The sequence below is a fragment of the Qipengyuania sp. 902 genome, assembly GCF_051195295.1.
In the GTDB taxonomy this organism is placed as follows: Bacteria; Pseudomonadota; Alphaproteobacteria; order Sphingomonadales; family Sphingomonadaceae; genus Qipengyuania.
On record NZ_JBNJLJ010000002.1, the window covers coordinates 436,615 to 460,420 of the forward strand.

The following is a 23,806-nucleotide window of genomic DNA, read 5'->3' on the forward strand; positions in this document are numbered from 1 at the left end:
TACGCAGCTGCCGCGTCAGCGGAAGAAGCAGCTCACTCCGGCCTGCAGGGCGTCGATATTCCCAGCCTCGTCGGCAAACCCGGTGATCGTCCCGTAATCGGCGGTCGTGTACTGGAACTCGCCGTCGAGCGTGGTGTCGAGCTCCTGCACCTGCCGCTCGCCTTTCAGCGCATCGAGGGTCGAGACGCCGGGCCGTACGCCGTCGGAGGTCGCGACAGCTTTGCCCTCGCGCAGGAACCAGCCGGCGAACTTGCCGTCGAGAAATGCGAGTTGCAGCGGGCCGTACTGGCTGAAGTCCATCGGACCCGCCCCGCACTCCTCGTTCGAGCTCTCTTCTCCCTCCGAGCCGAAAGCCTGCGCAGCCATGGCATCGACTTCCTCACGCGTCGCGCCGAAGCGAAGCGGTTCGCTGCCCTTGGCTCCGACACCGTCGGCGGATACAACGAGCTTGGCGTCGGCCACGCGTTCGTCAACCGAAGCAACGTCAGCGACCGGCTCGTCGGAATCCTCGGGGCCGCCGCAAGCTACGAGTGCGAGCGGCAAGGCGATCAGAAGGGCTCTTTTCATCATCCCTTCTTAAGGCACTCGCGCCCGAGCAGTTCCGCGATCTGCACGGCATTCAGCGCCGCGCCCTTGCGCAAATTGTCGGACACGCACCACAGGTTGAGGCCGTTCTCCACCGTCGGGTCCTCGCGCACGCGGCTGATGTAGGTGGCGCTGTCGCCCGCCGCCTCGACCGGGGTGATGTATCCCTCGTCCTCGCGCTTGTCGACGAGCATGCAGCCCGGTGCCTCGCGCAGGATATCCTGGGCCTGCTCGGCGGAGATTTCCTTCTCGAACTCGATGCTGACGGCTTCCGAATGGCCGACGAAGACTGGCACGCGCACGCAAGTCGCGGTCAGCTTTATCTTCGGATCGAGAATCTTCTTGGTCTCGACGACCATCTTCCACTCTTCCTTGGTCGAGCCATCGTCGAGGAAGACGTCGATATGCGGGATGACGTTGAAGGCGATCTGCTTGGTGAACTTCACCGGCTCCACCGGATCGCCGACGAAGATGTTGCGGCTCTGCTCGAACAGCTCGTCCATGCCCGCCTTGCCCGCTCCGGAGACCGACTGGTAGGTGCTGACGACTACGCGCTTGATCGTCGCGGCATCGTGCAGAGGTTTCAGCGCCACAACCAGCTGCGCGGTCGAGCAGTTCGGGTTGGCGATGATATTGCGCTTCGAATAGTCGTGGATCGCGTCCGGATTTACCTCGGGCACGATCAGCGGTACGTCCGGGTCCATGCGATAGAGCGAACTGTTGTCGATCACCACGCAGCCGGCAGCCGCCGCCTTGGGCGCGTATTCCTTGGCCGGACCGCTTCCGGCAGCGAACAGAGCGATGTCCCAGCCCGACCAGTCGAAATGCTCGATATTCTTGCATTTGAGCATCTTGCCGGTGTCGCCGAATTCGACCTCCGAGCCCTGCGAGCGGCTGGAGGCAACGGCGGCGATCTCGTCGATCGGGAACTCGCGCTCGGCCAGCACCTGCATGACTTCGCGCCCGACATTTCCAGTCGCGCCGACGACGACAATACGATAACCCAAATCACTTCTCCAGAAACTGTGCGTGGGGCACATAGCCATTCGCCCCTCGTCATCCCAGCAAAAGCTGGGATCGCTCGCGAAATTGTTCTTGGCCGATTGCGATCCCAGCTTGCGCTGGGATGACGGTCACTCCGGCGGCGTCACGCCGTGATGTTCGAGGAAGCGGAACACGGTGTTGTAGCGATGCGGGCTGATCTGCTCGCCCGCAACCCGGTGGGTGTAGCCGGGATAGAGCATCATCTGGAACGGCACATTGCCCTCCTGCATCCTCGAGATGATCTCGGTCGCGTTCTCGAACACTACGTTATCGTCCGCCATGCCGTGGATGATCAGCAGTGGATCGCTGATCTGCGTGGCATTCGGTATCGCACTGGCCGCCTCATAGGCCGCGCCATCGGCCTGCGGCGTGCCCATGTAGCGTTCGGTGTAATGGGTGTCGTAAAGCTCCCACTTGGTCACCGGTGCGCCGCTGATGCCGGCGGCATAGAGGCCCGGATCGGCCTGGAGCTGCTTCAGCGTCATATAGCCGCCATAGGACCAGCCATCGATCGCGATCTTGTCCGGATCGACGAAACCGAGCGTCTTGAGATACTCCGCCCCGGCTTTCTGGTCGCGCACCTCGACGCCGCCCATCGCGCGATAGATCGGCTGTTCGAAGGCGACGCCGCGATTGGCGGAGCCGCGATTGTCGAGCGCGAACCAGATGTAGCCCCTGTCGACGATCGCCTGCCGCAACGCCCCGTTCCAGCCGCGATTGACGATTTGCGGCCCTGGCCCGCCATAATGGTAGAAATAGACAGGATAGCGCTTGCCCGGCTCCATTTCGGGCGTGACCATTTCCCAGTAGAGCGGCGTTCCGTCCTCGGCGGCAATCGTGCCGTATTGCGTCGGGCGGTGGCTGGGGAGGAAGGGCGCATAGGGATGGTCGGAATCGAGCCTGTTCTCTTCGACCCAGGCAAGTCGCTCGCCTTGCTGGTCGGCGAGGTAGATTTGCGGCGGCGTATCGTCGTTGGACCGGGTGACGAGCAGCGTCTGCCCCTTGCCATCCATCGTTGCCGAATAGGTGTAGCCGGACTCAGTGAGCCGCCGGGGCGCACCGATCGTCTCGAAACCATAGTCCAAGGCGTAAACGTGCTGCTCAAGCGGATCGTCCTCGCTCGTCGCGAGAAAGAACAGGCGCCCGGCAAACTGATCGACGCCGACCAGCTTGGTGACGACGAATTCGCCCCGCGTCAGTTGGCGTGACGTGCCCCAATCATCGCCCGAGTACAGGTACAGGTGCCCGAAACCATCGCGCTCGGACCACCATATCAGGTCGCCATTGTCGAGAATGCGGTAATCGTCGGAAAGGTTGATCCAGTAGTCCTGCGCCGCCGCTTTCTCGGCGAAGACCGGAGCCACGGCACCGGTCGCGGGATCTACGCGCAGCACGTCCATATGCGTCTGCTCGCGGTTCTGGCGCTGGATGTAGAGCGCGCCGCCATCGGGCGCCCAGTCGACGCGGGCGAGGTAGAAATCGGTCGGATCGCCGTCGGTGTAGACGCTCGGATGCTGGAAATCGGCGAGGTTCACCTTCACGCGGTTCCTGCCGTCTGGATCCATCACATAGAGTTCGACATCGGCGTTCTCGCTGCCTGCGACGGGATAGCGTTGGTCGAACACCTTGGTGCCTGTCGCGCCGATCGCGGCGCGCGTGACGATGCCGACCATGCTCTCGTCGAAGCGCTCCACCGCAATGCGGCGGTCGTCGGGGCTCCACCAATAGCCGGTGAGCCGCCCCATTTCCTCCTGCGCGACGAATTCCGCTTCGCCCCAGCGGATCGCCTCGCCCTCTTTCGGCGTGATCGGGGTGGCCTCTTCGCCGACCTCACCGACCCACAACTGGCGGTCGCGCACGAAGCTGACGTACTCGCCCGTACCGCTGAGCGACGGGTTCAGTTCGCTTTCCTCCGTATCGGTCAACTGGACCACCTCGCCGCCGATGCGCGCGAGATAAAGATCGCCGTCGAGCGGGACGAGAACGCCTTCGCCATCCCTGGTCCACTGGTAGCTGATGATACCCTTAAGATTGCCGACGCGGGCGCGCTCACGCTGCATCTTCTCGTCTTCCGACAGCTCGCGCCCGGTGCCGAGCGCTTCGCTGTCCACCAGCATCGACCATTCGCCGGTTTCTCGATCGTAGCCCCACAGATCGTAGCGCTCGCGGTCGTCCTCGCGGTTGCGCAGCAGGGTGAGGTAGCGGCCGTCGGGCGATAGCTTCGCCTGGCGCGGCGCGGGGCCATCGAGGTCGGGCGAGGCGAAGACGCGTTCGAAGGTGAGCTCCACAGGCGCGGTCTCCTCTGACGATGGGGCAGTCTGGGCGGCCAGCGGCGTCGCGAGGCAGGTGCCCAGCGCCAGCGCGGCGGCATAGGTAATAGGACGCAATCGATCTCTCCCGGCAGTCGGCGCTGGTGATGGCGAGCGCCGCAGGTAGGCGCAAGCCCCATGCGCCTGCAAACCATGCCTAATTTTGCCTTAAGTGCGCTTCCTTAAATCCCGTTAAGACGTGGCAGCGCAGACAGGCATGGACGTCGCGGGGCCGAATTTCCGGCTCACAGTCCCCGCGGCGGCAACATCGAAGGGAGGCCAAGTCCGGCCTCCTCTTACGATCCCCACGCAAAAGGGCGGCCCCCACATCGGGAGCCGCCCTTTATTCGTTGCGCTGTTCGCGGTGAGGCGCGCTTACGCCTTCGGCGCGTTGTCGCGACGCTCGGCGATACGGGCGCGCTTACCGGTGCGGCCACGCAGGTAGTAGAGCTTCGCGCGACGCACGATGCCGCGGCGGACCACGGTGATGCTGTCGACGATCGGGCTGTAGAGCGGGAACACGCGTTCCACGCCTTCGCCGAAGCTCATCTTGCGGACGGTGAAGTTGCTGCCCATGCCGCGGTTGGAGCGGGCGATGACGACGCCTTCGAAATTCTGGACACGCTCGCGGGTGCCTTCGACGACCTTCACACCGACGCGGACAGTGTCGCCTGCGCGGAATTCGGGAATGTCCTTGCCTAGGTTTTCGATCGCTTCGGCTTCGAGCTGCTGGATCAGGTTCATGGCCTGTATTTCCTATGTCTTTTGCCGCGCATCAGAGGCAGGTCGGTCCCGAGCGTCACTGTAACGCTCCCAAAGGTCCGGCCTGCGTAACCGTGTGTCGTCCTCGCTCCTGGCCTTGCGCCATGCAGCGATTTTCGCATGATCCCCCGATCGCAGCACTTCAGGGATCGTGCGCCCTTCCCATTCCTGAGGTCGGGTATACTGCGGGTATTCCAGGAGGCCGTCCTCGAACGACTCCTCATGCCCGCTGTCGGGCGCGCCCATTACTCCGGGAAGCAGGCGAATGCAAGCGTCGAGAATCGCCAGCGCGGCAGGCTCTCCGCCGGATAGTACGATGTCGGCCAGGCTGACCTGCTCAATCTGCGGATAGTGCTCGAACAGGCGCTCGTCGAAGCCTTCGAACCGGCCGCAGATGATGGCAACGCCGGGGCCCGCCGCGATCTCGCGGATGCGCGCTTGCGTGATGGGTTTCCCGCGCGGCGTCATGGCGAGGATCGGAATTTCGGCAGAAGAAACCGTTCGCCCTGAGCTTGTCGAAGGGCCGTCCTTCACTTCTGGTGAAGCGCTCGAAGAAAAGTGCGGTGCTTCGACAGGCTCAGCACGAACGAAATGAGAACTCAGCACACGGTCCAGAGCCCGCCCCAGCACATCCGCCTTGAGCACCATGCCCGCCCCGCCGCCCGCAGGCGTATCATCGACCGTGCGATGCTTGTCCGTGGCAAAATCGCGGATCTGGACGGTCTCGCACGACCAGTCCCCCCGCTCGAGTGCCCTGCCCGCCAACGACACGCCCAGCGGGCCGGGAAACATCTCGGGATAGAGGGTCAGGATGGTGGCGGCGAAGGTCATCGGGCGAGCCATTAGCCCCGCGGGCACCGCTTTGCCATCCCGCGCGTTGCGGCAGCATGGATGTGGACGATTGCATTATCGTGGGCGCTGGCCCGGCCGGCCTGACTGCCGCGATTTACCTCGCGCGCTATCACCTTTCGATCCGCATGTTCGATTGCGGCACCAGCCGCGCGAGCTGGATCCCGACGAGCCACAATCACGCCGGGTTTCCCGACGGCATCCACGGCGAGGAGCTGCTCGACCGCATGCGCGAACAGGCGGCGAAGTACGGCGCACGGCGTGAGCCCAAGCGCGTCACCGACCTGACAAAGGACGGCGACACCTTCATCGTCACCTGCGACGACGAGACCTATCGCGCGCGCTCCGTCCTGCTGGCGACCGGCGTGGTCAACAACCGACCCGAGGGCATCGACGAGCAGTTGCACGACGAAGCGCTGTCACGCGGCCTGATCCGCTATTGCCCGGTCTGCGACGGCTACGAAGTTACCGACAAGCGGGTCGGAGTGATCGGCACAGGCGAACACGGCACCGCCGAAGCACAATTTCTGCGCGGCTACACTGCCGATCTGACGCTGATCTCCCCCCATGGCGACCACGACCTGTCGGACGAATGCTCCGCCGCGCTGGACGACGCCGGGATCGTGCGTGTGGCAGGGCCCTGTGGCGGCTTCGAAATCGCAGGCGACAAATTTGCGGTGGAGACTTCACAGGGGCGCATGGAATTCGATTCCATCTACCCTGCCCTCGGCTCAGTCGTTCGCTCGGGCCTGGCGAAATCATGCGGCGCGGAGGTGACCGACAAGGACTGCATCATCGTCGGCGATCACATGGAAACCAGCGTACCAGGCCTCTTCGCCGCCGGGGATGTCGTCCTCGGCCTCGACCAGATCGGCCATGCGATGGGTCAGGCCGGTGTCGCCGCGACGACCATTCGCAATCATCTCGCCGACGAAAAGCCGCTCAGGCGCTAGCCGCATTTGACAAAGACGACGCCATCTTCCGCTATCGTTGCGGAGCCGATCGTCAGGGGATCAAACGCCGCGTCGGTCGCCGGGCGCAAAATAGCGACACCGTCAGGTCCGCGCGCTTCCATCGGCAGGTCCTGCCGCGGCTCGTCCAGATCGAGCCGGGGGTAGTTACCGAGAATGATCGCCGCATCATTGTCATGCCCTTCGATCTCCGCCTCGAAGACTAGCGCGCCCGGGCTTCGACGGATGGCGAAATCCGGACGGGCGCAATCCGCGTCGACGCCCTTGGCGACCCACTCTCCGATGAGATAGTCGGCGGTCAGTGCAATTCCGCCAGCCCTCGCCGGATCACGGTCGCGTGCAGGAGGCTCGGCCTCGGTTATGTCCTGCACGATGAGCGTCCCCTGCCCTTGCTGGCAGAAGCTGGCATCGGCAATTTCGCCGTTGATGGACACATAATCGCCCGCTGCGAAATTGGCGTCGCCCATTGTGAACGACCAGAGTTCGCCGTCTGGAGTGGTCAGGGTCGCGCATTCGACCCCGTCACCGATGCGGCCCCGTTTGGTGACGAGCGCCGGCTGGCCGGACGGCCGGGTTCCTGCGGCCGGATTGCCGGGATCGTCGTTTATGTCAGCGGGAGACCCCGGATCCGGTTCGCCCGCGCCGGTGCAGGCTGCTAGGGAAAGGGACGCTGCGATGGTGAGACTGCTCTGCAATCCGGGTGTCGTCGTCATGGCATTTCAACGACACGGCAATCATGGATGTTCCTAGTCCGTGAAGTCCGGATTGATCGTCAGCGTGCTATGATCCCACCCCGGCACGGCCTGCCTGGTCAATGGGACCATGAATTTCTTGCCGTCGGGCTTCTCTATCTCGACGATGTCCGTCGCGCCGAAATTCTCGACTGCGCAGACGGTGCCGACTGCTTCGCCCGTTTCGGTGACGACGGCGAGGCCGAGGAGATCGGAGAAGTAGAACTCGCCCTCGTCCAGCGCCGGCAGGGCCTCGCGCGGCACGCAAAGGGCGGTGCCCCGCAACGCTTCCGCCGCGGTCCGGTCGCGGACTTCGGCAAAACGCGCGATGGCACCGCCCTTGTTGTCGGAGCGGACCTTTGACAGCGTCAGGGCGCCGTCATTGAAGCTCTTGTGAGCTTTCAGGGCATCGAGCCCCTCGCCCAGCAGCTTCAGGCGGACTTCGCCCGCCACGCCATGTGCGCCGGTGACGGCGGCGAGCGTGAGGGGCTTGTCCGGCATCGAAGTGGCTTACTCGGCCTTTTCTTCGGCTTCGTCGGCGGTTTCCGCAGCGTCCGCAGCAGCACCGTCTTCGGCAGCGGCGTCTTCGGTTGCTGCTTCTTCAGCCGGAGCATTGGCTTCTTCTTCGGCGGCCTTGGCTGCCTCAGCGGCTTCGGCTTCCTTGGCGGCCTTTTCCTCGGCGCGTTCCTTGGCGGCTTCACCCGGTTCGCCCTTCTTCGGGTTGTTCTTCGGCGCGCGCTCGAGGATGCCGGCGGCATCGAGGAAGCGGTGGACGCGATCGCTCGGCGTGGCGCCGACGCTCAGCCAGTGGCGAGCGCGGTCTTCGTTGAGCTTCACGCGCTCACCCGAATCCTTCGGCAGCATCGGGTTGTAGGTGCCGATCTGCTCGAGATACTTGCCGTCACGCGAAGCACGCGAGTCGGCAACGACGATGCGGTAGTAGGGGCGCTTCTTCGCGCCGCCGCGGGAAAGACGGATTGCAACTGCCATTTGGTATTACCTTTCGAATGTAAACGTCTGAAATCTATTTCTTGTCGAGAAGATCGCGGAGTTCGGGCGGGAGCGTGGAGGGATCGACTCCCGGACCCTTGCCACCACCCATTCCGGGCAGGCCACCGGCCGCACCGCCTGGCCCACCGAGGCCGGGCATCGCAGCCCCCATGCCCCCCCCGCCGAACAGCGCGCCGAGGCCCTTGAGACCGCCCATCTTCTTGATCTGCTTCATGGCGCGGGACATCTCCTGGTGCATTTTCAGGAGCTTGTTCACGTCCTGCACCTGCGTGCCGGACCCTGCCGCCACACGCTTCTTGCGCTTGGCGTTCATCAGCGCGGGGTTCTTGCGCTCCTTCGCAGTCATCGACCCGATGATCGCGTCCATGTGCAGCAGCACACGATCGTCCATGCTGGAAGCCGCCATCGCCGCCTTGGCCTTCTTCATGCCGGGCATCATGCCCGCCAGCATGCCGAGGCCGCCCATGTTCTGCATCTGCTTCAGCTGCATGCGCAGGTCGTCGAGGTCGAACTGACCCTTCGCCATCTTCTTGGCGAGTGCTTCGGCCTCGTCCTGCTTGATTGTCGCGGCGGCCTTTTCGACCAGCGACACGACATCGCCCATGCCGAGGATGCGGCCGGCCACGCGCTTGGGATCGAAGGCCTCGATCGCGTCGAGCTTCTCGCCCGTGCCCGCGAATTTGATCGGCTTGCCCGTGACATAGCGCATGGAAAGCGCCGCACCGCCGCGCGCATCGCCGTCCATGCGGGTCAGCACCACGCCGGTCAGCGGCACTTCGCCGGTAAAGCTTTGCGCGACATTAACCGCGTCCTGCCCGGTCAGGCTGTCGACCACCAACAGCACCTCGGTCGGCGCGGAGACGCCGGCGATCGCCTTCATTTCGGCCATCAGCGCTTCGTCGACATGCAGGCGGCCCGCGGTGTCGAGAAGCAGCACGTCGGCGCTCTGCAGCTTGGCGCTGTCCATCGCGCGGCGAGCGATATCGACCGGCTGCTGGCCCTCGACGATCGGCAGTGTCGCCACATCGACCTGCTCGCCCAGCACCTTGAGCTGTTCCTGCGCGGCCGGACGATTGACGTCGAGCGACGCCATCAGCGCCTTCTTGCCGTGCTTTTCGCGGATCAGCTTGCCGAGCTTGGCCGTGGTCGTGGTCTTACCCGAACCTTGCAGGCCGACCATCATGATAACGACCGGGGGCTTGGCGGCGAAGTTGAGCTCGCGATCCTTGGGATCGGCATCCTCGCCGCCGCCGAGCATCGCGGTAAGCTCGTCGTCGACGATCTTGACGACCTGCTGGCCGGGCGTGACCGACTTGAGCACGTCCGAACCGATCGCCTTTTCGGTGACCGCATCGATGAAGCGGCGGACGACCGGCAGTGCGACATCGGCTTCGAGCAGCGCGATGCGAATTTCGCGCATCGCCTCGCGCACGTCGCCTTCGCTCAGCGCACCGCGCCCTTTCAGGCGGTCGAAAACATTGCCGAGGCGGTCGGACAGACTGTCGAACATGCCTACTTCTCCTTCCAGTAACTTGCGCTACCGGACCTTCCTTGTCTGGTCGCTTCCCGAACCGAAAAAGTGGAAGCCACTTTTTCTGGGAAACTCCCGTAAACGCAAAAATCGCCGGCGGACGAGAACTCGTCGGCCAGCGTGGGGAATTCCCCGATGAAACCCAAACTGTTTGCCCGGGTGTGGTGGAAGCAAGCCGCAGCCGTCGCCACGACCTGCTACCATCAAACCCGAAGTGCCATTTCGCCGGATGTTGGTTCGTGTTGGAAGCGAAAATGGTGGATTGGGAGAACCGGCGCGCAGCGGCCATTCAGGCCGTGAGCACCGGAAGCGCACCAAGCCGCCATTTGCAGCCCAACACGGGCCAAACAGACGGTGAAATGGTGGAGCCTAGCGGGATCGAACCGCTGACCTCTACAATGCCATTGTAGCGCTCTCCCAGCTGAGCTAAGGCCCCGAGCCATTTCGAAAGACATGCCCTGGGAGGCATGTCACCCTTGCGGGAAGCGCCCTTTATAAAGAGGCTCCCCGCATTGCAACAGCTAAATCAGCTTTCGTCCGCGTCGTCGTCGTCGCCTTTGGACTTGGTTTCGACGCCGAGATCGTCGTCGCCGCCGAGGTCGACTTCGTTATCGGGCGAATCGTCGTCCTCGTCGATGTCGATGTCCAGATCGTCATCGTCGTCGTCGCCGCCCAGATCGCTGTCGGCCTCGCCCTTCTTGTCCTTCTTCTCTTCCTCGGCGAGGATCGGCTGCTTGGACTTGAGCACGGGCTCGGGCGTCCACTCTTCACCGCATTCGATGCAGGTGACGGGATCGTCCTTGTTCAGATCGTAGAAGCGGGTGCCGCAATTCGGGCAGGTCCGCTTGGTGCCCCATTCAGGTTTGACCATGTGTAATCCTTGGATTGCCGCCCCCTCGCCGCTGCGCGGAGGCCGTGAATTCGTAATTGTATTGATGGGATCCCGCAGGGCAGGAATCAACAGCGCGCGCGCCTTGCCAGAACAGCTATGCGCTGTCAAAGCGCCGCCTTCATATGGATACGCATTCGTGACCGCCCACCGCTTCATGCCTTCGGGCCCGCTGACCGGCCGCATCCGCGTGCCGGGCGACAAGTCGATCAGCCACCGCGCGCTGATGTTCGGCGCGCTGGCCGTCGGTCGCAGCCGCATATCCGGCCTGCTGGAGGGCGAGGACGTGCTCGCCACCGCCGCTGCGCTGCGCGCAATGGGCGCGACAATCGAGCGTGACGGTGAGGACTGGGTCGTCGACGGCGTCGGCGTCGGAACGCTGCTGCAGCCCGAACAGGCGCTGGACATGGGCAATTCGGGCACCTCGACGCGGCTGCTGATGGGCCTCGTCGCGAGCCACGGGGTTACCGCAGCCTTCACCGGCGACGGCAGCCTCTCGAAGCGCCCTATGGGGCGCGTTATCGATCCGCTCTCGCTGATGGGCGCGAGTTTCACGCCCTCGCCCGGCGGTACGTTGCCGCTGATGATGGAGGGCATGCAGCCCGCCGTCCCGATCGAATATCGCCTGCCGGTCGCCAGCGCGCAGGTGAAGAGCGCATTGCTGTTAGCAGGGCTCAATACGCCCGGTACGACGACCGTGATCGAACCGGTCCCGACGCGCGACCACACCGAGCGCATGCTGCGCGGCTTCGGCGTCGATGTGCAGGTCAAGGAGGCGGACGGCGAAAAGCGCATCTCGGTGACCGGTCCGGTCGACATGACGCCCTGCGACATCATCGTCCCGGGCGATCCGTCGTCCGCAGCATTCTTCGCCGTTGCGGCAAGCATCGTGCCCGGTAGCGACCTCATTATCGAGAACGTCGGCCTCAATCCGACGCGCAACGGCATTTTCCAAGTGCTGGAGAAGATGGGCGCGGATATCGATTATCTCGACGAACGGGACGTCGGCGGCGAGCCGGTCGCGGACCTGCGGGTGCGCCACGCGAAGCTGAAAGGTGTCGAAGTCGATCCGGCCATCGCCCCCAGCATGATCGACGAGTTTCCGGTGCTATTCGTCGCCGCCGCACTAGCGGAGGGCACGACGGTCACGAGCGGCCTTGAGGAGTTACGCGTAAAGGAAAGCGACCGGCTCTCGTCGATGGCTGGAGCGCTCCAACAAGTCGGCGTCGATCTGCGGGAGCGGGACGATGGCCTGTTGATCAAGGGGAACGGCGGTAAACCCCTCATCGGCGGCGGCTTGGTGACCACTCATCTCGATCACCGTATCGCCATGAGCATGGCAGTCGCGGGCCTCGCCAGCGAGAAAGGTGTCGAAATCGACAGCACCGAACCCATCGCGACGAGCTTCCCGAACTTCATGGACCTGCTCTCGGAGGCTGCGGCGTGATCAACCTCGATATCTATTCCCTCATCGGCTTCCTCGGAACCGCCTGCATCATCGGCGCCTATGCTTACCTCACGCTGAAGGACGCGCCGAACCCGTTCGTCCTTCACGGCATCAACCTAGCTGGTGCGGCCTTGCTTACAATCTCGCTACTGGTCCACACCAACTGGCCGAGCCTGGTGCTGGAGGGCTTCTGGGCCGCCATCGCCCTGGTCGGTATCGCCAAGGCCATCCGGACGAGTCGCAAGGGGCAGGAGCGCGAGGCATGATCGTCGCCGTCGACGGCCCGACTGCCTCGGGCAAGGGCACCATCGCCAAGGCGCTCGCCGCGCATTTCGGCCTGCCGCACCTCGATACTGGCCTGCTCTATCGCGCGGTCGGCTACCAATGCGCGCAGGACGGCGGCGAGCCGAACTCGCTGGCTGATGCCCTCGCCGCCTGCGCTTTTCCCGACAGCCTGCTCGACAATCCAGAATTGCGCAGCGAGGCCGTCGGCGCCCTCGCCAGCAAGGTCTCGGTCCATCCCGCCGTCCGCAAGGCGCTGTACGAGCGCCAGCGCGCCTTCGCCGAGCAGGACGGCGGCGCGGTGCTCGACGGGCGCGACATCGGCACGGTCATCGCGCCCGACGCGGACGTGAAACTGTTCGTCACCGCCAGCGTCGCCGCGCGCGCGCAACGCCGCTTCGCCGAAATGCGCTCGCAGGGCCGCGCAGTGACGCTGGAGGACATCACCGCCGACATCGCTCAGCGCGACGCGCGCGACATGAACCGCGCCGACGCCCCACTCAAGCCGGCCGCCGACGCGCTGATCTTCGATACCACGAATTTCGGCAAGGACGAAGCGATCGAAGCCGCCATCGAAGCGGTCACGAGCGCGATGGAGCGCTAGCCGCTTTCCTACAGGCGACGCGTCGTGGCAGGACCTGGCCAATGCCGCCGTCACGTCGCCCGAAGTACAACGAAACCGTCGCAAGCACGGCACATTTTCGCGCCCGGACTTTTTCCCGCCAGGACAGTGGTCCACGCGGTCCATGTGTAGGAGCGGTGCCGCTGCAATTTACTTGCCTTTTACGTCTCTTTCGCCTAGGCGCGCGCCCGTCCAGAACATCAAATGGATTGAAGGACCTTCGCGGCGGCATCCGGCTTCGCGGAGAACACGGCCCTCTTGCCCCGTACGGCCTGCGCGATGGTGCGCAGGCAGACGGAGAAAGACCCCGGGAAAACCGGTGGCCGGTAGCAAAACGAACGTCAGGACTACTCACATATGGCAACTGCAGCCAATCCCACCCGCGCCGATTTCGAGGCGATGCTCAACGAGCAGCTCGGCGGCGCTGACGAAGGCGGTTTCGAAGGCCGTGTCGTCAAGGGTACCGTCACCTCCGTAGAGAACGGTTTCGCCCTCATCGATGTCGGCCTGAAGAGCGAAGGCCGCGTCGACCTCAAGGAATTCATGCGCGGCGAAGGCGACGAAGCGCCCAAGACCGGCGACGAAGTCGAAGTCTATGTCGACCGCGTCGAAAACGCCGACGGCGAAGCCATGCTGTCGCGCGACCGCGCCCGCCGCGAAGCCGCCTGGGACAAGCTGGAAAGCGAGTTCGGCGAAGGCAAGCGCGTCGAAGGTCGCATCTTCGGCCGCGTCAAGGGCGGCTTCACCGTCGACCTCGACGGCGCCGTGGCCTTCCTGCCCGGCAGCCAGGTCGACATCCGCCCCGTGCGCGACGTCACCCCGCTGATGGACATGGCCCAGCCCTTCCAGATCCTCAAGATGGACCGCCGCCGCGGCAACATCGTCGTCTCGCGCCGTGCGGTTCTGGAAGAGACCCGCGCCGAACAGCGCAGCGAGTTGATCGACAAGCTGAGCGAAAACGAAGTCATCGACGGCGTGGTGAAGAACATCACCGATTACGGCGCCTTCGTCGATCTCGGCGGTATTGACGGTCTGCTGCATGTCACCGACATGAGCTACAAGCGCGTCAACCACCCCAGCGAAATGATCGAGATCGGCCAGACCGTGACCGTGCAGATCATCCGCATCAACGAAGACACCCAGCGCATCAGCCTCGGCATGAAGCAGCTGGAATCGGATCCGTGGGATGGCGTTTCGGCCAAGTACCCGGTCGGCATGAAGCTGACGGGCACCGTGACCAACATCACCGAATACGGCGCATTCGTCGAAATCGAGCCGGGCATCGAAGGCCTGGTCCACGTTTCGGAAATGAGCTGGACCAAGAAGAACGTCCACCCGGGCAAGATCGTCTCGACCAGCCAAGAAGTCGAAGTCATGGTCCTCGAAGTGGACAGCGAGAAGCGCCGCATTTCGCTCGGCCTCAAGCAGGCCCAGCGCAATCCGTGGGAAGAGTTCGCAGACAAGCACCCGGTCGGCTCAAAGGTCGAAGGCGAAGTCAAGAACGCCACCGAATTCGGCCTGTTCATCGGCCTCGACGGCGACGTCGACGGCATGGTCCACATGTCGGACATCGCCTGGGGCATCTCGGGTGAAGACGCGCTGGCCCTGCACCGCAAGGGCGAGCAGGTCGAAGCCGTCGTGCTCGACGTCGACACCGACAAGGAGCGCATCAGCCTCGGCATGAAGCAGCTCGAAAAGGGTGCGCCGACCGAAGCCGGTGCTTCAGGCAGCCTCCGCAGGGGCGAAACCGTCACCGTCACCGTTCTCGAAGTCCGCGATGGCGGCCTTGAGGTGCAGGTCGGCGAAGACGGCGCCACCGGCTTCATCAAGCGTAGCGACCTCGGCCGCGACCGTGACGAGCAGCGTCCCGACCGCTTCCAGGTCGGCAACAAGGTCGACGCTATGGTCACCGGTTTCGATCGTTCGAAGAAGCCCAACTTCTCGATCAAGGCGCGTCAGATCGCCGAAGAGAAGGAAGCTGTGGCACAGTTCGGTTCGTCGGATTCGGGTGCATCGCTCGGCGACATCCTCGGCGAAGCGCTGAAGAAGAAGGAAGACTAAGCTCTTCCTTCCCATTTCAGGGTAATCAGGAAGGCCCGCTTGCTCATCTGAGCAGGCGGGCCTTTCCTAGTTGGGCCGGGCGTCCTACACTCCCGGCCATGCTGCAAGTTCACCAGTTCCCGTGCCTGTCCGACAATTACGGCTTCTTGCTCCACGATCCCGACAGCGGAGAGACCGCTGCGATCGATACGCCCGATGGCAAGGAGTATCTGAAACAGGCCGAGGCCAAAGGCTGGCGGATCACGCAGATCTGGAACACCCACTGGCATCCCGACCATGCGGGCGGCAACAAGGACATCGTCGAGGCGACAGGCGCGACGGTTATCGCCCCGCAGGAGGTCGACAAGCTCAGCCCGATCGACCGCGTGGTCGGCAATGGCGACAGCGTCCCGCTGGGCGAATGGACTGCGCGCGTGATCGACGTGTCCGGCCACACGAACGGCCACATCGCCTACCACCTCGCCGATGCCGACATGGCCTTCGTCGGCGATAGCGTGTTCGCGCTGGGATGCGGACGCATGTTCGAAGGCGAGGCGGAGCAGTTCTGGAACAGCCTCGACCGGATCAGGCAGTTGCCGGAGAACACCCAGCTCTATTGCGCGCATGAATATACAGCTGCGAATGCCAAATTCGCGCTGCATGCCGATCCCGACAATGCCGAACTGCGTCTCTACGCCGCGCAGGTCGAGGAGAAGCGCGCCAAGGACGAGCCGACCGTGCCGACGGTGCTTTCGCGCGAGCTGCAGACCAACCCCTTCCTGCGCGCCGACGACCGCGCCATGCGCGACCGCTGGGGCGGCAGCAGCCCGGCAGAAACCTTCGCGGCCCTCCGCGCGGCGAAGGACAATTTCTAAGGCGATGCGGGCGCTCGAAGTCAGCGCGCTGTCCGACGACCTGTCCGGTGTCGCGCTGGTGGAGCGGGAGCGGTCTGCCCCTGCGGCTGGCGAAGTGCTGGTGCGCGTGCGCGCTGCCTCGCTCAACTACCCAGACCTGTTGATGACGCAGGGCAAGTACCAGTTCAAACCAGAGCTGCCGTTCGTATCCGGCCTCGAAATGGCAGGCGAGATCGTCAAGGCTGGCCCGGACAGCGGGTTCGCGGTCGGCGACCGGGTTATGGGCGGCGCGAAGACGGGCGCCTTCGCCGACTATGTCGCCCTTCCCGCTGAAGCACTGCGAGCGGTCCCTGCAGGGCTGGATTTCGGGCAGGCGGCGGCGATGGGGGCTGCTTATCACACTGCTTATGTCGCGCTGGTCGAGCTGGGCGGTCTGGAGGCCGGGCAATCGGTCCTGGTGCACGGTGCGAGCGGCGGAGTGGGTCTTGCAGCCTGCGATCTTGCGAAGGCGCTCGGTGCACGGGTCATCGCTGCCACTCACCGAGAGGACAAGATCGAGCCGCTCGAGCGCATTGCGCAGCCCGAGACGGTGATACTCAACACCGGCCGGTTCCGCGAACAGGTCGCGGAGCTCACCGATGGGCGGCTGTGCGACCTCGTTTACGATCCTGTCGGCGGCGATGTGTTCGACGAGAGCACGCGCTGCGTGACCTTCGGCGGCAAGCTGCTTGTGATCGGCTTCGTGTCCGGTCGCATTCCCGAAATCGCAGTCAACATCCCGCTGATGAAAGGCTTCTCCGTCGTCGGAGCCCGCGCTGGGGAATATGCGCGACGCTTCCCCGACCGTGCCGAGCTCATTGCGGCGGAGATCGACCGGCTCGCCGCCGCCGGCGCCATCACTCCGCATATCGACCGCACCCTGCCACTGGAGGAATGGCGCGAGGCATTTGAGGCCATGCAGCGGGGCGAGTTCATCGGGAAGGTCGTGCTCGAACCCTGAGCCACAAGAAAAGGGCGGCCCCGCAGGACCGCCCTCACGAATTCACTATCGCGACGGGGCCGATCAGATCCCCGCGATCACCTTGTCGGCCAGCGCGCGATCGGCTTCAGCGTCGTGCTTCTCGGCGATCAGCTTGCGGCTCGCCTGCGTGGCGGCAGTCACCGCACGGTTGCGGACATCCTCGACCGCTTCGCGCTCGGCAGCGGCGATCTTGTCTTCGGCCATGCGCTTGCGGCGCTCGACCATCGCTTTGCTGTCTTCTTCCGCCTTGACGAGCAGGGCGTCGGCTTCGTGCTGGGCGTTTTCCAGCATGGCCTCGGCGTCCTTCTCGGCACTGGCGATCTTGGCGGCATATTCGTCGCGCAGCGCTTCGGCTTCGGCGCGAAGCTGCTTCGCCTCGTCGAGCTGTTCCTTAATCGCGGCGATCTTGCCGTCGAGGCCGCCGGCGATGGTTTTGTGTACCTTGGCGCCGAACAGGGCGATCAGGATCAGGACCAGCATCGAGATAGAGACCCACTGGTAAGGCTCGAGGCCCCACAGCGAGGGTTCGGAATGCTTGGCAGCACCCGCATCGACTTCGACGACGGCTTCGGGCTCGCCCGTGGTCAATGGCTGGGGAGTGTTAGCCATGGATCATGGCCTCCTTCACGGCCTTGGCGGCAGTCGGCCTGGTCACCTTTACCCCTGCGAGAGTGGCGACGATGTCCTGCGCCGCTTCGACTGCGACCGATTCCACTTCCGTCAGCGCGGCGGTGCGCGCTTCGGCGATGCGGGTTTCGGCATCGACCAGTTTCTTGTCGAGCCGGGTTTGCGCGGCTTTCAGCCGGGTCTCGGACTTGGCAGCCGCCTCGTCCTTGGCCTTGGCAACGATTGCCTGCGCCGCAGCGCGGTTTTCGTTTTCCTTGACCCGCCAGGCTTCTTCCTCGGCGTCGGCCGCATCGCGCGCGGCCTTGGCAGCAGCCAGATCGCCCGAGATCTGCGAATCGCGCTGGGCGACCGTATCCATCACCTTGGGCACCATGCCCCGGCCGATGACGAAGAAGGTGATGCCGAAGAAGATCAGCAGCCAGAAGACCTGGCTGGACCATGTTTCGGCAAGCTGTGCTATCTGTGGCATATCAGCTCTCGATTAGCGGGACCGCAAGAAATCATGCGGCCGGTCGGAGCACTTGCGCCGACCGGCCGGATCGATCCGTTTCGTCTTAGGCGACGAAGATCAGGATCATGGCAACGACGAACGCCAGCAGGCCGAGAAGTTCGGCAGCGGCGAAGCCGATGAACAGGCGGCCCTGCTGGCCGTCGGCAGCGCCGGGGTTGCGCAGTGCGCTTTCGAGGAACGAACCGAAGACGTTACCCACACCGATGGCGGCCATGCCGGCACCGATTGCAGCGAGACCGGCACCAACCAGCTTTGCAGCTTCTACTTCCATGACAAACTCCTTTGGGAAAACAGATAATTGCGTTGAAGACTTAGTGGAGATGCTCTGCATCGTTGATGTAGAGCGAGGTCAGCAGGGCAAAGACATATGCCTGGATGCCTGCGACCAGAATTTCGAGGGCGCTGATGCCGATCATCAGGATGAAGCTCGGCAGGCCGACAAGAGCGCCGAAGCCGAGGCCCGCATTCGTGCCGTCGATCACGAAGCTCGACAGCACCTTGAGCAGCACGTGGCCCGCCATCATCGCGACGAACAGACGCAGCGCGAGGCTGAAGGGGCGCACCATGAAGGAAATGAACTCGATCGGCGCGATCACCGGGACCATCGGCAGCGGCGTGCCGTGCGGCACGAACAGGCTGAAGAAATGCAGCCCGTGCTTCCAGAAACCGACCAGCAGGACGATCGAGAAGCTGATGATCGACAGCACGCCGGTGACGGTGAAATGGCTGGTAAAGGTGAACGGATGAATGCCGACGATGCCGAGCGGGAGGAGGCCCAGCAGGTTCGCGACCAGGATGAACATGAACAGGCTGAAGACATAGGGCACGTATTTGCGCCCTTCCTTGCCGATGTTCGCTTCCAGCATGTTGTCGATGAAGCCGGTGAAGGTTTCCACCATCATCTGCCAGCGACCGGGCACCAGCTCGCGCTTCATGCCACCGAGCACGAAGAGGAACAGCACCACGACGGTGACCAGCATCCACATCGCGCTGTTGGTGAAGGCGATGTTGAAGCCGGCGAGTTCCCAGCCCTGCGTGCCCGCGATCGGTTCGATCGCGAACTGCTTCATCGGATCGACTTTGGCCTGTTCGGCTGCCACGTCTAAGTGTCCCTCAAGTCCTATGAACAGCGCCCCGAAATCCCGCTTGCGGGATCATTCATCGGGACGCTTGTTTGCCGCGCGGATAATATTCCTGAAGGCCACGATTATCCCAAGGAACAATCCGACCAACAGACCCCAGGGCGATGTGCCGACAAACCAATCTACGGTCCACCCGATCACCGCGCCGCCGAGAATACCGCCCAGAAGGTCTGCCAATACCCGGTTGCCGGAGCGATAGTTCGCATCCGCACCCGACATTTTCGGCTGGTTACGCTGATTTTCGCGCTGCTGGGCGGCATTGAGCCGCTGTTCCAGCGCGTCGATCCGCGCATCCTCCTCGATGGTCTCTCGTGCAGGCTTGTCGTCGCTCATGCCAGGCTCCTTTGAAGGGGGTTGCGCGGCACGGGCACGGACTTGCCCGCCGAGGGCGCCGCCCCCTTAGAAGGGGGGCATTGGGGAGTCAACATGAAGAGGGTGGGAAAAGGGGAGGTTTTGTGGAGTGCGGTCAGGACATTCGTGCTGACCTTGCTCTTCCGTCCCACGCCCCCTCCCGGCCACCCACGGCACGGTATTCTATGGGTGGCCGGGAGGGGGCGTGGGACGGAACAGCCGCAAGCCTTCGACGGATGTCGAAGGCGCACGTAACAAAAATCTGGAGTGGGTCGGTGCCGCTAAGGAAAGCGAGGATGCGCTTTCCGCACGCAACAAGTCACGGACAACGCGAATCCCGCATCGGCGGTGCACTCGTGCGGGTCTCCCAGCTACCGCTAGGCGCCTGATACTTCTCGCCCGGCGATGTCGCGAGGATCGCCTGACAACCGGCAGTCAGCGCGTATTCTTCCAGCGTCGCATTGGTCGCCTTCGCGCGCTCGGCATAGACCGCACGGCGCTTGATGTTGATGTCGTTGACGAGGCGCTGGAGTTCCGGCGTGCTCGCACCGACGATGCCGAGATAGCCGTCCATCTTTTCGCCCACCTGCCCGGCGGAGCGCGCGGCGGCATAGGCGGGATCGCGCTGGGCGAAGGCCGGGGTCGCGAGGCCGCCGATGGCGATCGCGATCGCGACGCCTGCCAGCAGGCCCTTGGAAATTCGCTTGGTCATCATGTCACCCATCAGAAAATATCCGCATTCTCTTCGATCGTATTGCCCGCGTCTTCCGCCAGGCGATAGATCACTTCCTGCCGGATGTTGACATTGAGCTCGATCACGATCGGCTCTTCCGGCGCATTTACGGTAATGCATCCGGCCAAGCCGAGCGGCACGAGCATTGCCGCCGCCATCCGTGCGAACCTGCGTGCTTTGCAATCCCCCTGCATCGCAAGGCTTGTCGCAGCACGCGCGCGGTCCGTCAATTTGCCGTTTGTCATAGCGCTCATTCGCTTTCCTGCTGCTGAATGGTGGGTTCATCGGGGACGAGGTCCGCCGGGTCGATATCGGGTTCGGCTTCCTCGCCGGTGATGCTGCGTCGCAAGAGGCGCTCGCCGTCGTCGGAGAGCAGACCCAACTCGCGCGGATCGCGCACGGCAGACGGATCATAGAGCGCCTTCATGCTGGTGAGCAGCTGGTAGAATTGCGCCCGGATATTGATCCGGAACTGCAGCGGCAGCGCGGCGAGGCGCTTGGTGATGAAATTGGAGGAGGCACCCTCGCCCTGGCTCACGCCATCAAAGCGCACCCGCGTGACGATTTCGCCCGTCAGCGGCCCTTCCATCACCACGCGCATCTGGCGGTAATCGAGGCTTTTTAGCGCATCGAAGGCGAAGTTGGCGATGGGCGAGAGATCTTCGTACGTCAGTTCGCCGACATAGGAGATATTGCCGCCGGGCTCGCCGGAAATGAGCACGCCGGTATCGATCCGCCCATTGCCGCTGGCGTCGAAGACGATGGGAACGGTGCCGTCGAACTTGCCCGTCGCGGAGAGGTTTTCCAGCTCCATCTGCGCCACGAACTGCGCGGCTTCGAGCCCGACGATTTCGAAGATGTAGCGCCGCTCCTCGCTGGCCCCGATATTGAAATCGACGTCGCGCAGGTAGAGCTGGCCGCCCATGAAGGGCCAACTGCCCCCTGCCACGGCGAGCACCTCGCCACCTCGCAATTCGAATTCGACCTCGCCGTCGAGCACTTCGATGCCAGGATTGACCGCCGCGACGCGCAGCCGTTGGTTGGGCGCGGTGGTCAGGCCGAGCAGATCGGTGAATCGAATCGTCCCGCTGGCGCCGGTCACCGGCCCGAAGGCGGCTGCGAAATCGAGGTCTTCGGTGGTGAAGCTGCCGGTGCTGGTCACGTCGCCATCGGGGGACCAGTCGATCCTGCCTTCGCCCGTCACCACGCCATCGGCATTGGCTACGACGCCCAGGGCGAGCCGCGATAGTTCGTTCGGCTGCAATTGCCCGTCCAACAGGACGCCCGGAATATCGAGGTCGGCATAGCCCGCTCCGCTCGACAAATCGTGGCGGATATCGACTTCGGTCACCACCCGGTCGCTTCCCGGATGACGCAGGACGGCATTCGCGTCGATCACATTGTCGACGAGCGTCAGACGCGCGTCGCGGGCGTCGAGCGGCTCGAAACGCGCGTCAGCCTGCCGGTCGAAGAGACGGAAGACGCCGTCCGAGATAGCCAGCGCGCCATTGGCATAGGACCAATTGCCGCTGGTATTCCTGATATCAAGCGGAACGGAGGCCAGCGTGACTTCGGCGTCGTCGAAGGTCCCGGCGATATCTGTGCCGAAGCGCGCGGTGAGATCGCTGATACGGAAGCGGCTCGCCGTGTCTGCCGGGCCGAGCGATATGTCGAGTGCGCGTGCCGTCATGACGCCGGGGAAGGCCAGCCCGACCGGCCCGCTCGCAATGCGGATCGGGGTCTCGCCGATGAAGCCTTCGAGATCGAGAGCGCTCGTACCCGCCGCGATCCGCAATCCTCCGGGACCGCTCGACACGATGGATCGGCCGCTGGCCGGGCAGATGGTCAAGCCCTTCCGCTCGAAGCGGAGGTTGGCGAGTTCGAGGCGGTCGAAGGCAACCGGCGTGCAGCTGTTCCACAGCGCCAGCGATCCGCCGGATTGCCAGCGTCCGTCGACCGGGATGCGCAGGTTCTCGGTCGCCCCGCCAGGCAGTGGACCGGACGCCTCGACCCGGCCCGCAAAGCGGACGACACCGTCGGGTGCCTGGAACACGTTCAGCTGCGGGATTGCCAAAGCCGAGTTCCCGGCCGCGTAACGCTGCATGGACAGGCGGAAGACCGAAGCGCCTCGCGCCGATTGCTCCATCCGTCCATTGATCCGCGGCATGCCTGTGCCGCCGGTCGCGATGTTGCCTGACAAACGCGGAGCGCCATCGCCCTCGACGCCGTATTCGAAGCGCGAAAGCGAGACGACTCGCTCGCCGCTACCGCTCGAAAGCTGCGCGGATGGCAGGATCAGTGCGAGATTCTCACCGTTGCGGCGGAAGCGGAAATCGGCTTCCAGCGCGCTGCCCCTGGCCTTTGTCTGAAGCGCTCCTGCGATCTGCCGGACGATCGGCTCCACCAGTGTCCCGCCACCCACCTCGGCCAGCGACTGGAAGGACGACAGCATCTGCGCGCCCGGGCGCAGGCCATTGCCTTCGAGACGACCCTCGAGCTGAACACGCTCGAAATCGGAGCGCAGGCGGCCTTGCCCCTCGAGCGAGAGGATCGCGGCCAGCGCCTGCGGGCTTTCGATGCCGCGGCCGACCAGCGCATAGCGGACCGCCACTGTCTCCCCCGGGACGCTGGCTCGCACCGTCCCGGTGACACCATCCGCCGAATAGTCGAAGAGGCGCGTAGCTCCGCCTTCGATACGTGCTGCCAGTTGCGCACTGGAAAGCTCTTCGTCCAACGAGGCGTCGAGTTCGAAGTCGTAATTCGCAAGATTAAGCGCGGAGGCCTCGCATGCCAGCCGACCGAACCGCACGGGCCCGCTGAAGCGCGGCTTGCCGCCATCGGTCGTCACATCGCCATAGGCCGTGGCATCGGTTGCATCGCATCCGCCGAAGACAAGTCCGGGCGCACTCGCAGCGATGATCCCGGCAAAGCCATCGTCCAGCTGGCCCGCGCCTTCGACCTTCAAGCCCACGGGGCCGTAATCGGTTTCCAGCAATCCCCGCCCGTCCTCGACGGTGACATTCAGCGCAGGCAGTCCCGACGGCTCGTCGCTCTCGCGGAAGATCGCCGGGTCGAGCGCGCCGAAACTCAGTTCGCCATGGCGATAAGTGCCAAACAGTCGTGGACGGACGAGCCTGACCGAAGCGATCTCCGGCAGGCCAGGGCGGTGGCGCAGGCGAACCACGACCCGCTCGACAGTCAAATCCGGCGCGTCCGGATCGCCGACCACGAGGTTGGAAATTATCTGCGTGCGCCCGCCGACCCGCTCGATTTCATAGGTCGCTTCGAGCCCGTTGGCCGCCAGCTGGTCGGCGACGAAATCCTCGGCGATGCTGTAGCGGCTGAACCACGCGACGAGCAGCGCGGCGATGGCGAGCAGCGCCAAAGCCGCGGGCACCATCCAGCGTTTCTTGCGCCAACGCGGACGCAATCGGGCAGGCTGCGCCCCTTCCTCGCCCAAGTCGTCGATGCCAGCGCTTGCCATTGCGGCACAC

Annotated in this window: 25 protein-coding genes and 1 tRNA gene; 7 read left to right on the top strand and 19 right to left on the bottom strand. The window is 64.2% G+C overall.

The window, feature by feature from the left end; all coding sequences use genetic code 11:
• Window positions 1-15: 15 nt before the first annotated feature.
• From ACSH0F_RS07180 to trmD, 5 genes are all read right to left on the bottom strand, one after another.
• The gene (locus tag ACSH0F_RS07180) at window positions 16-570 is read right to left on the bottom strand and encodes a hypothetical protein (protein WP_435201327.1); all 555 of its coding nucleotides are present in this window, start codon (window positions 568-570) and stop codon (window positions 16-18) included.
• Window positions 567-1,592 carry an aspartate-semialdehyde dehydrogenase gene (locus tag ACSH0F_RS07185; protein WP_435201329.1) on the bottom strand — a complete coding sequence of 342 codons (1,026 nt, stop codon included), beginning with the start codon at window positions 1,590-1,592 and terminating at the stop codon, window positions 567-569. The genes ACSH0F_RS07180 and ACSH0F_RS07185 overlap by 4 nt, the downstream gene beginning before the upstream one ends.
• Before the next feature lie 126 nt (window positions 1,593-1,718).
• Window positions 1,719-4,016, bottom strand: coding sequence for a DPP IV N-terminal domain-containing protein (locus ACSH0F_RS07190; protein WP_435201331.1), 2,298 nt, complete (start codon window positions 4,014-4,016; stop codon window positions 1,719-1,721).
• A gap of 297 nt (window positions 4,017-4,313) precedes the next feature.
• Window positions 4,314-4,682 (bottom strand): 50S ribosomal protein L19, encoded by a 369-nt coding sequence (gene rplS / locus ACSH0F_RS07195; RefSeq protein ID WP_278328437.1) that lies wholly within the window; start codon window positions 4,680-4,682, stop codon window positions 4,314-4,316.
• 12 nt (window positions 4,683-4,694) lie between these two features.
• Window positions 4,695-5,531: a tRNA (guanosine(37)-N1)-methyltransferase TrmD gene (trmD, locus tag ACSH0F_RS07200; protein ID WP_435201333.1), complete on the bottom strand. Its 837-nt coding sequence runs from the start codon at window positions 5,529-5,531 to the stop codon at window positions 4,695-4,697.
• A 56-nt stretch (window positions 5,532-5,587) separates the two neighbouring features.
• Between trmD and ACSH0F_RS07205 the strand changes: the two genes are divergently transcribed.
• The gene (locus ACSH0F_RS07205; protein ID WP_435201335.1) at window positions 5,588-6,502 is read left to right on the top strand and encodes an NAD(P)/FAD-dependent oxidoreductase; all 915 of its coding nucleotides are present in this window, start codon (window positions 5,588-5,590) and stop codon (window positions 6,500-6,502) included.
• Here the strand turns inward: ACSH0F_RS07205 and ACSH0F_RS07210 are convergent.
• From ACSH0F_RS07210 to ACSH0F_RS07235, 6 genes are all read right to left on the bottom strand, one after another.
• Window positions 6,499-7,233 (bottom strand): DUF5818 domain-containing protein, encoded by a 735-nt coding sequence (locus ACSH0F_RS07210; RefSeq protein WP_435201337.1) that lies wholly within the window; start codon window positions 7,231-7,233, stop codon window positions 6,499-6,501. The genes ACSH0F_RS07205 and ACSH0F_RS07210 overlap by 4 nt on opposite strands.
• Window positions 7,234-7,266: 33 nt before the next feature.
• Window positions 7,267-7,752: a ribosome maturation factor RimM gene (gene rimM, locus ACSH0F_RS07215; RefSeq protein WP_435201339.1), complete on the bottom strand. Its 486-nt coding sequence runs from the start codon at window positions 7,750-7,752 to the stop codon at window positions 7,267-7,269.
• Window positions 7,753-7,761: 9 nt separating this feature from the next.
• On the bottom strand, window positions 7,762-8,241 hold the full coding sequence (gene rpsP / locus ACSH0F_RS07220) for a 30S ribosomal protein S16 (protein ID WP_435201341.1): 480 nt from the start codon (window positions 8,239-8,241) through the stop codon (window positions 7,762-7,764).
• A 34-nt stretch (window positions 8,242-8,275) separates the two neighbouring features.
• A complete protein-coding gene (ffh, locus tag ACSH0F_RS07225) occupies window positions 8,276-9,772 on the bottom strand; it encodes a signal recognition particle protein (RefSeq protein ID WP_435201343.1) in 1,497 nt (498 codons plus the stop codon).
• A gap of 381 nt (window positions 9,773-10,153) precedes the next feature.
• Window positions 10,154-10,229: transfer RNA gene (locus ACSH0F_RS07230), tRNA-Ala, on the bottom strand.
• A 90-nt stretch (window positions 10,230-10,319) separates the two neighbouring features.
• On the bottom strand, window positions 10,320-10,664 hold the full coding sequence (locus tag ACSH0F_RS07235) for a TIGR02300 family protein (RefSeq protein ID WP_067689751.1): 345 nt from the start codon (window positions 10,662-10,664) through the stop codon (window positions 10,320-10,322).
• 175 nt (window positions 10,665-10,839) lie between these two features.
• Between ACSH0F_RS07235 and aroA the strand changes: the two genes are divergently transcribed.
• The 6 genes from aroA (at window position 10,840) to ACSH0F_RS07265 (ending at window position 16,927) form a co-directional block, all read left to right on the top strand.
• Window positions 10,840-12,129: a 3-phosphoshikimate 1-carboxyvinyltransferase gene (gene aroA, locus ACSH0F_RS07240; RefSeq protein WP_435202191.1), complete on the top strand. Its 1,290-nt coding sequence runs from the start codon at window positions 10,840-10,842 to the stop codon at window positions 12,127-12,129.
• Complete coding sequence (locus ACSH0F_RS07245; RefSeq protein ID WP_435201345.1) at window positions 12,126-12,395, top strand: CBU_0592 family membrane protein; 270 nt, start codon at window positions 12,126-12,128, stop codon at window positions 12,393-12,395. Before aroA ends, ACSH0F_RS07245 begins: the two co-directional genes overlap by 4 nt.
• Window positions 12,392-13,015 carry a (d)CMP kinase gene (locus ACSH0F_RS07250; protein WP_435201347.1) on the top strand — a complete coding sequence of 208 codons (624 nt, stop codon included), beginning with the start codon at window positions 12,392-12,394 and terminating at the stop codon, window positions 13,013-13,015. Before ACSH0F_RS07245 ends, ACSH0F_RS07250 begins: the two co-directional genes overlap by 4 nt.
• Before the next feature lie 375 nt (window positions 13,016-13,390).
• Window positions 13,391-15,094, top strand: a complete 1,704-nt coding sequence (gene rpsA / locus ACSH0F_RS07255; RefSeq protein WP_305932792.1) for a 30S ribosomal protein S1 — start codon at window positions 13,391-13,393, stop codon at window positions 15,092-15,094.
• A 98-nt stretch (window positions 15,095-15,192) separates the two neighbouring features.
• Window positions 15,193-15,948, top strand: coding sequence for a hydroxyacylglutathione hydrolase (gene gloB, locus ACSH0F_RS07260; RefSeq protein ID WP_435201349.1), 756 nt, complete (start codon window positions 15,193-15,195; stop codon window positions 15,946-15,948).
• Window positions 15,949-15,952: 4 nt separating this feature from the next.
• Window positions 15,953-16,927 (top strand): NADPH:quinone oxidoreductase family protein, encoded by a 975-nt coding sequence (locus ACSH0F_RS07265; protein ID WP_435201351.1) that lies wholly within the window; start codon window positions 15,953-15,955, stop codon window positions 16,925-16,927.
• A gap of 63 nt (window positions 16,928-16,990) precedes the next feature.
• On the opposite strand, the gene ACSH0F_RS07270 is transcribed toward ACSH0F_RS07265, so the two are convergent.
• The 8 genes from ACSH0F_RS07270 to ACSH0F_RS07305 form a co-directional block, all read right to left on the bottom strand.
• Window positions 16,991-17,557: a F0F1 ATP synthase subunit B family protein gene (locus tag ACSH0F_RS07270; protein WP_278328424.1), complete on the bottom strand. Its 567-nt coding sequence runs from the start codon at window positions 17,555-17,557 to the stop codon at window positions 16,991-16,993.
• Entirely contained in the window at window positions 17,550-18,044 is a 495-nt protein-coding gene (locus ACSH0F_RS07275; protein ID WP_435201354.1) for a F0F1 ATP synthase subunit B family protein, read from the bottom strand. Before ACSH0F_RS07275 ends, ACSH0F_RS07270 begins: the two co-directional genes overlap by 8 nt.
• Before the next feature lie 85 nt (window positions 18,045-18,129).
• The gene (locus ACSH0F_RS07280) at window positions 18,130-18,357 is read right to left on the bottom strand and encodes a F0F1 ATP synthase subunit C (protein WP_040964046.1); all 228 of its coding nucleotides are present in this window, start codon (window positions 18,355-18,357) and stop codon (window positions 18,130-18,132) included.
• Between the two features lie 40 nt (window positions 18,358-18,397).
• Window positions 18,398-19,186 carry a F0F1 ATP synthase subunit A gene (locus ACSH0F_RS07285; protein WP_435201356.1) on the bottom strand — a complete coding sequence of 263 codons (789 nt, stop codon included), beginning with the start codon at window positions 19,184-19,186 and terminating at the stop codon, window positions 18,398-18,400.
• Between the two features lie 54 nt (window positions 19,187-19,240).
• A complete protein-coding gene (locus ACSH0F_RS07290; protein ID WP_435201358.1) occupies window positions 19,241-19,561 on the bottom strand; it encodes an AtpZ/AtpI family protein in 321 nt (106 codons plus the stop codon).
• Between the two features lie 337 nt (window positions 19,562-19,898).
• On the bottom strand, window positions 19,899-20,303 hold the full coding sequence (locus tag ACSH0F_RS07295) for a YdbL family protein (RefSeq protein ID WP_435201360.1): 405 nt from the start codon (window positions 20,301-20,303) through the stop codon (window positions 19,899-19,901).
• Window positions 20,303-20,566: a YnbE family lipoprotein gene (locus ACSH0F_RS07300; RefSeq protein ID WP_435201362.1), complete on the bottom strand. Its 264-nt coding sequence runs from the start codon at window positions 20,564-20,566 to the stop codon at window positions 20,303-20,305. The genes ACSH0F_RS07295 and ACSH0F_RS07300 overlap by 1 nt, the downstream gene beginning before the upstream one ends.
• A complete protein-coding gene (locus tag ACSH0F_RS07305) occupies window positions 20,563-23,796 on the bottom strand; it encodes an intermembrane phospholipid transport protein YdbH family protein (RefSeq protein ID WP_435201364.1) in 3,234 nt (1,077 codons plus the stop codon). Before ACSH0F_RS07305 ends, ACSH0F_RS07300 begins: the two co-directional genes overlap by 4 nt.
• Between the last annotated feature and the right edge of the window lie 10 nt (window positions 23,797-23,806).

Bases quoted from the DNA above. Each gene is read 5' to 3' on its own strand.
- rplS (WP_278328437.1), bottom strand. From the start codon at position 4,682: ATGAACCTGATCCAGCAGCTCGAAGCCGAAGCGATCGAAAACCTAGGC.
- gloB (WP_435201349.1), top strand. From the start codon at position 15,193: ATGCTGCAAGTTCACCAGTTCCCGTGCCTGTCCGACAATTACGGCTTC.
- ACSH0F_RS07290 (WP_435201358.1), bottom strand. From the start codon at position 19,561: ATGAGCGACGACAAGCCTGCACGAGAGACCATCGAGGAGGATGCGCGG.
- ACSH0F_RS07295 (WP_435201360.1), bottom strand. From the start codon at position 20,303: ATGGGTGACATGATGACCAAGCGAATTTCCAAGGGCCTGCTGGCAGGC.
- ACSH0F_RS07280 (WP_040964046.1), bottom strand. From the start codon at position 18,357: ATGGAAGTAGAAGCTGCAAAGCTGGTTGGTGCCGGTCTCGCTGCAATC.
- ACSH0F_RS07275 (WP_435201354.1), bottom strand. From the start codon at position 18,044: ATGCCACAGATAGCACAGCTTGCCGAAACATGGTCCAGCCAGGTCTTC.
- ACSH0F_RS07210 (WP_435201337.1), bottom strand. From the start codon at position 7,233: ATGACGACGACACCCGGATTGCAGAGCAGTCTCACCATCGCAGCGTCC.
- ACSH0F_RS07270 (WP_278328424.1), bottom strand. From the start codon at position 17,557: ATGGCTAACACTCCCCAGCCATTGACCACGGGCGAGCCCGAAGCCGTC.
- ACSH0F_RS07305 (WP_435201364.1), bottom strand. From the start codon at position 23,796: ATGGCAAGCGCTGGCATCGACGACTTGGGCGAGGAAGGGGCGCAGCCT.
- rimM (WP_435201339.1), bottom strand. From the start codon at position 7,752: ATGCCGGACAAGCCCCTCACGCTCGCCGCCGTCACCGGCGCACATGGC.
- ACSH0F_RS07205 (WP_435201335.1), top strand. From the start codon at position 5,588: ATGGATGTGGACGATTGCATTATCGTGGGCGCTGGCCCGGCCGGCCTG.
- ACSH0F_RS07180 (WP_435201327.1), bottom strand. From the start codon at position 570: ATGATGAAAAGAGCCCTTCTGATCGCCTTGCCGCTCGCACTCGTAGCT.
- ACSH0F_RS07235 (WP_067689751.1), bottom strand. From the start codon at position 10,664: ATGGTCAAACCTGAATGGGGCACCAAGCGGACCTGCCCGAATTGCGGC.
- ACSH0F_RS07265 (WP_435201351.1), top strand. From the start codon at position 15,953: ATGCGGGCGCTCGAAGTCAGCGCGCTGTCCGACGACCTGTCCGGTGTC.
- ACSH0F_RS07300 (WP_435201362.1), bottom strand. From the start codon at position 20,566: ATGAGCGCTATGACAAACGGCAAATTGACGGACCGCGCGCGTGCTGCG.
- rpsA (WP_305932792.1), top strand. From the start codon at position 13,391: ATGGCAACTGCAGCCAATCCCACCCGCGCCGATTTCGAGGCGATGCTC.
- rpsP (WP_435201341.1), bottom strand. From the start codon at position 8,241: ATGGCAGTTGCAATCCGTCTTTCCCGCGGCGGCGCGAAGAAGCGCCCC.
- ACSH0F_RS07250 (WP_435201347.1), top strand. From the start codon at position 12,392: ATGATCGTCGCCGTCGACGGCCCGACTGCCTCGGGCAAGGGCACCATC.
- ffh (WP_435201343.1), bottom strand. From the start codon at position 9,772: ATGTTCGACAGTCTGTCCGACCGCCTCGGCAATGTTTTCGACCGCCTG.
- trmD (WP_435201333.1), bottom strand. From the start codon at position 5,531: ATGACCTTCGCCGCCACCATCCTGACCCTCTATCCCGAGATGTTTCCC.
- aroA (WP_435202191.1), top strand. From the start codon at position 10,840: ATGCCTTCGGGCCCGCTGACCGGCCGCATCCGCGTGCCGGGCGACAAG.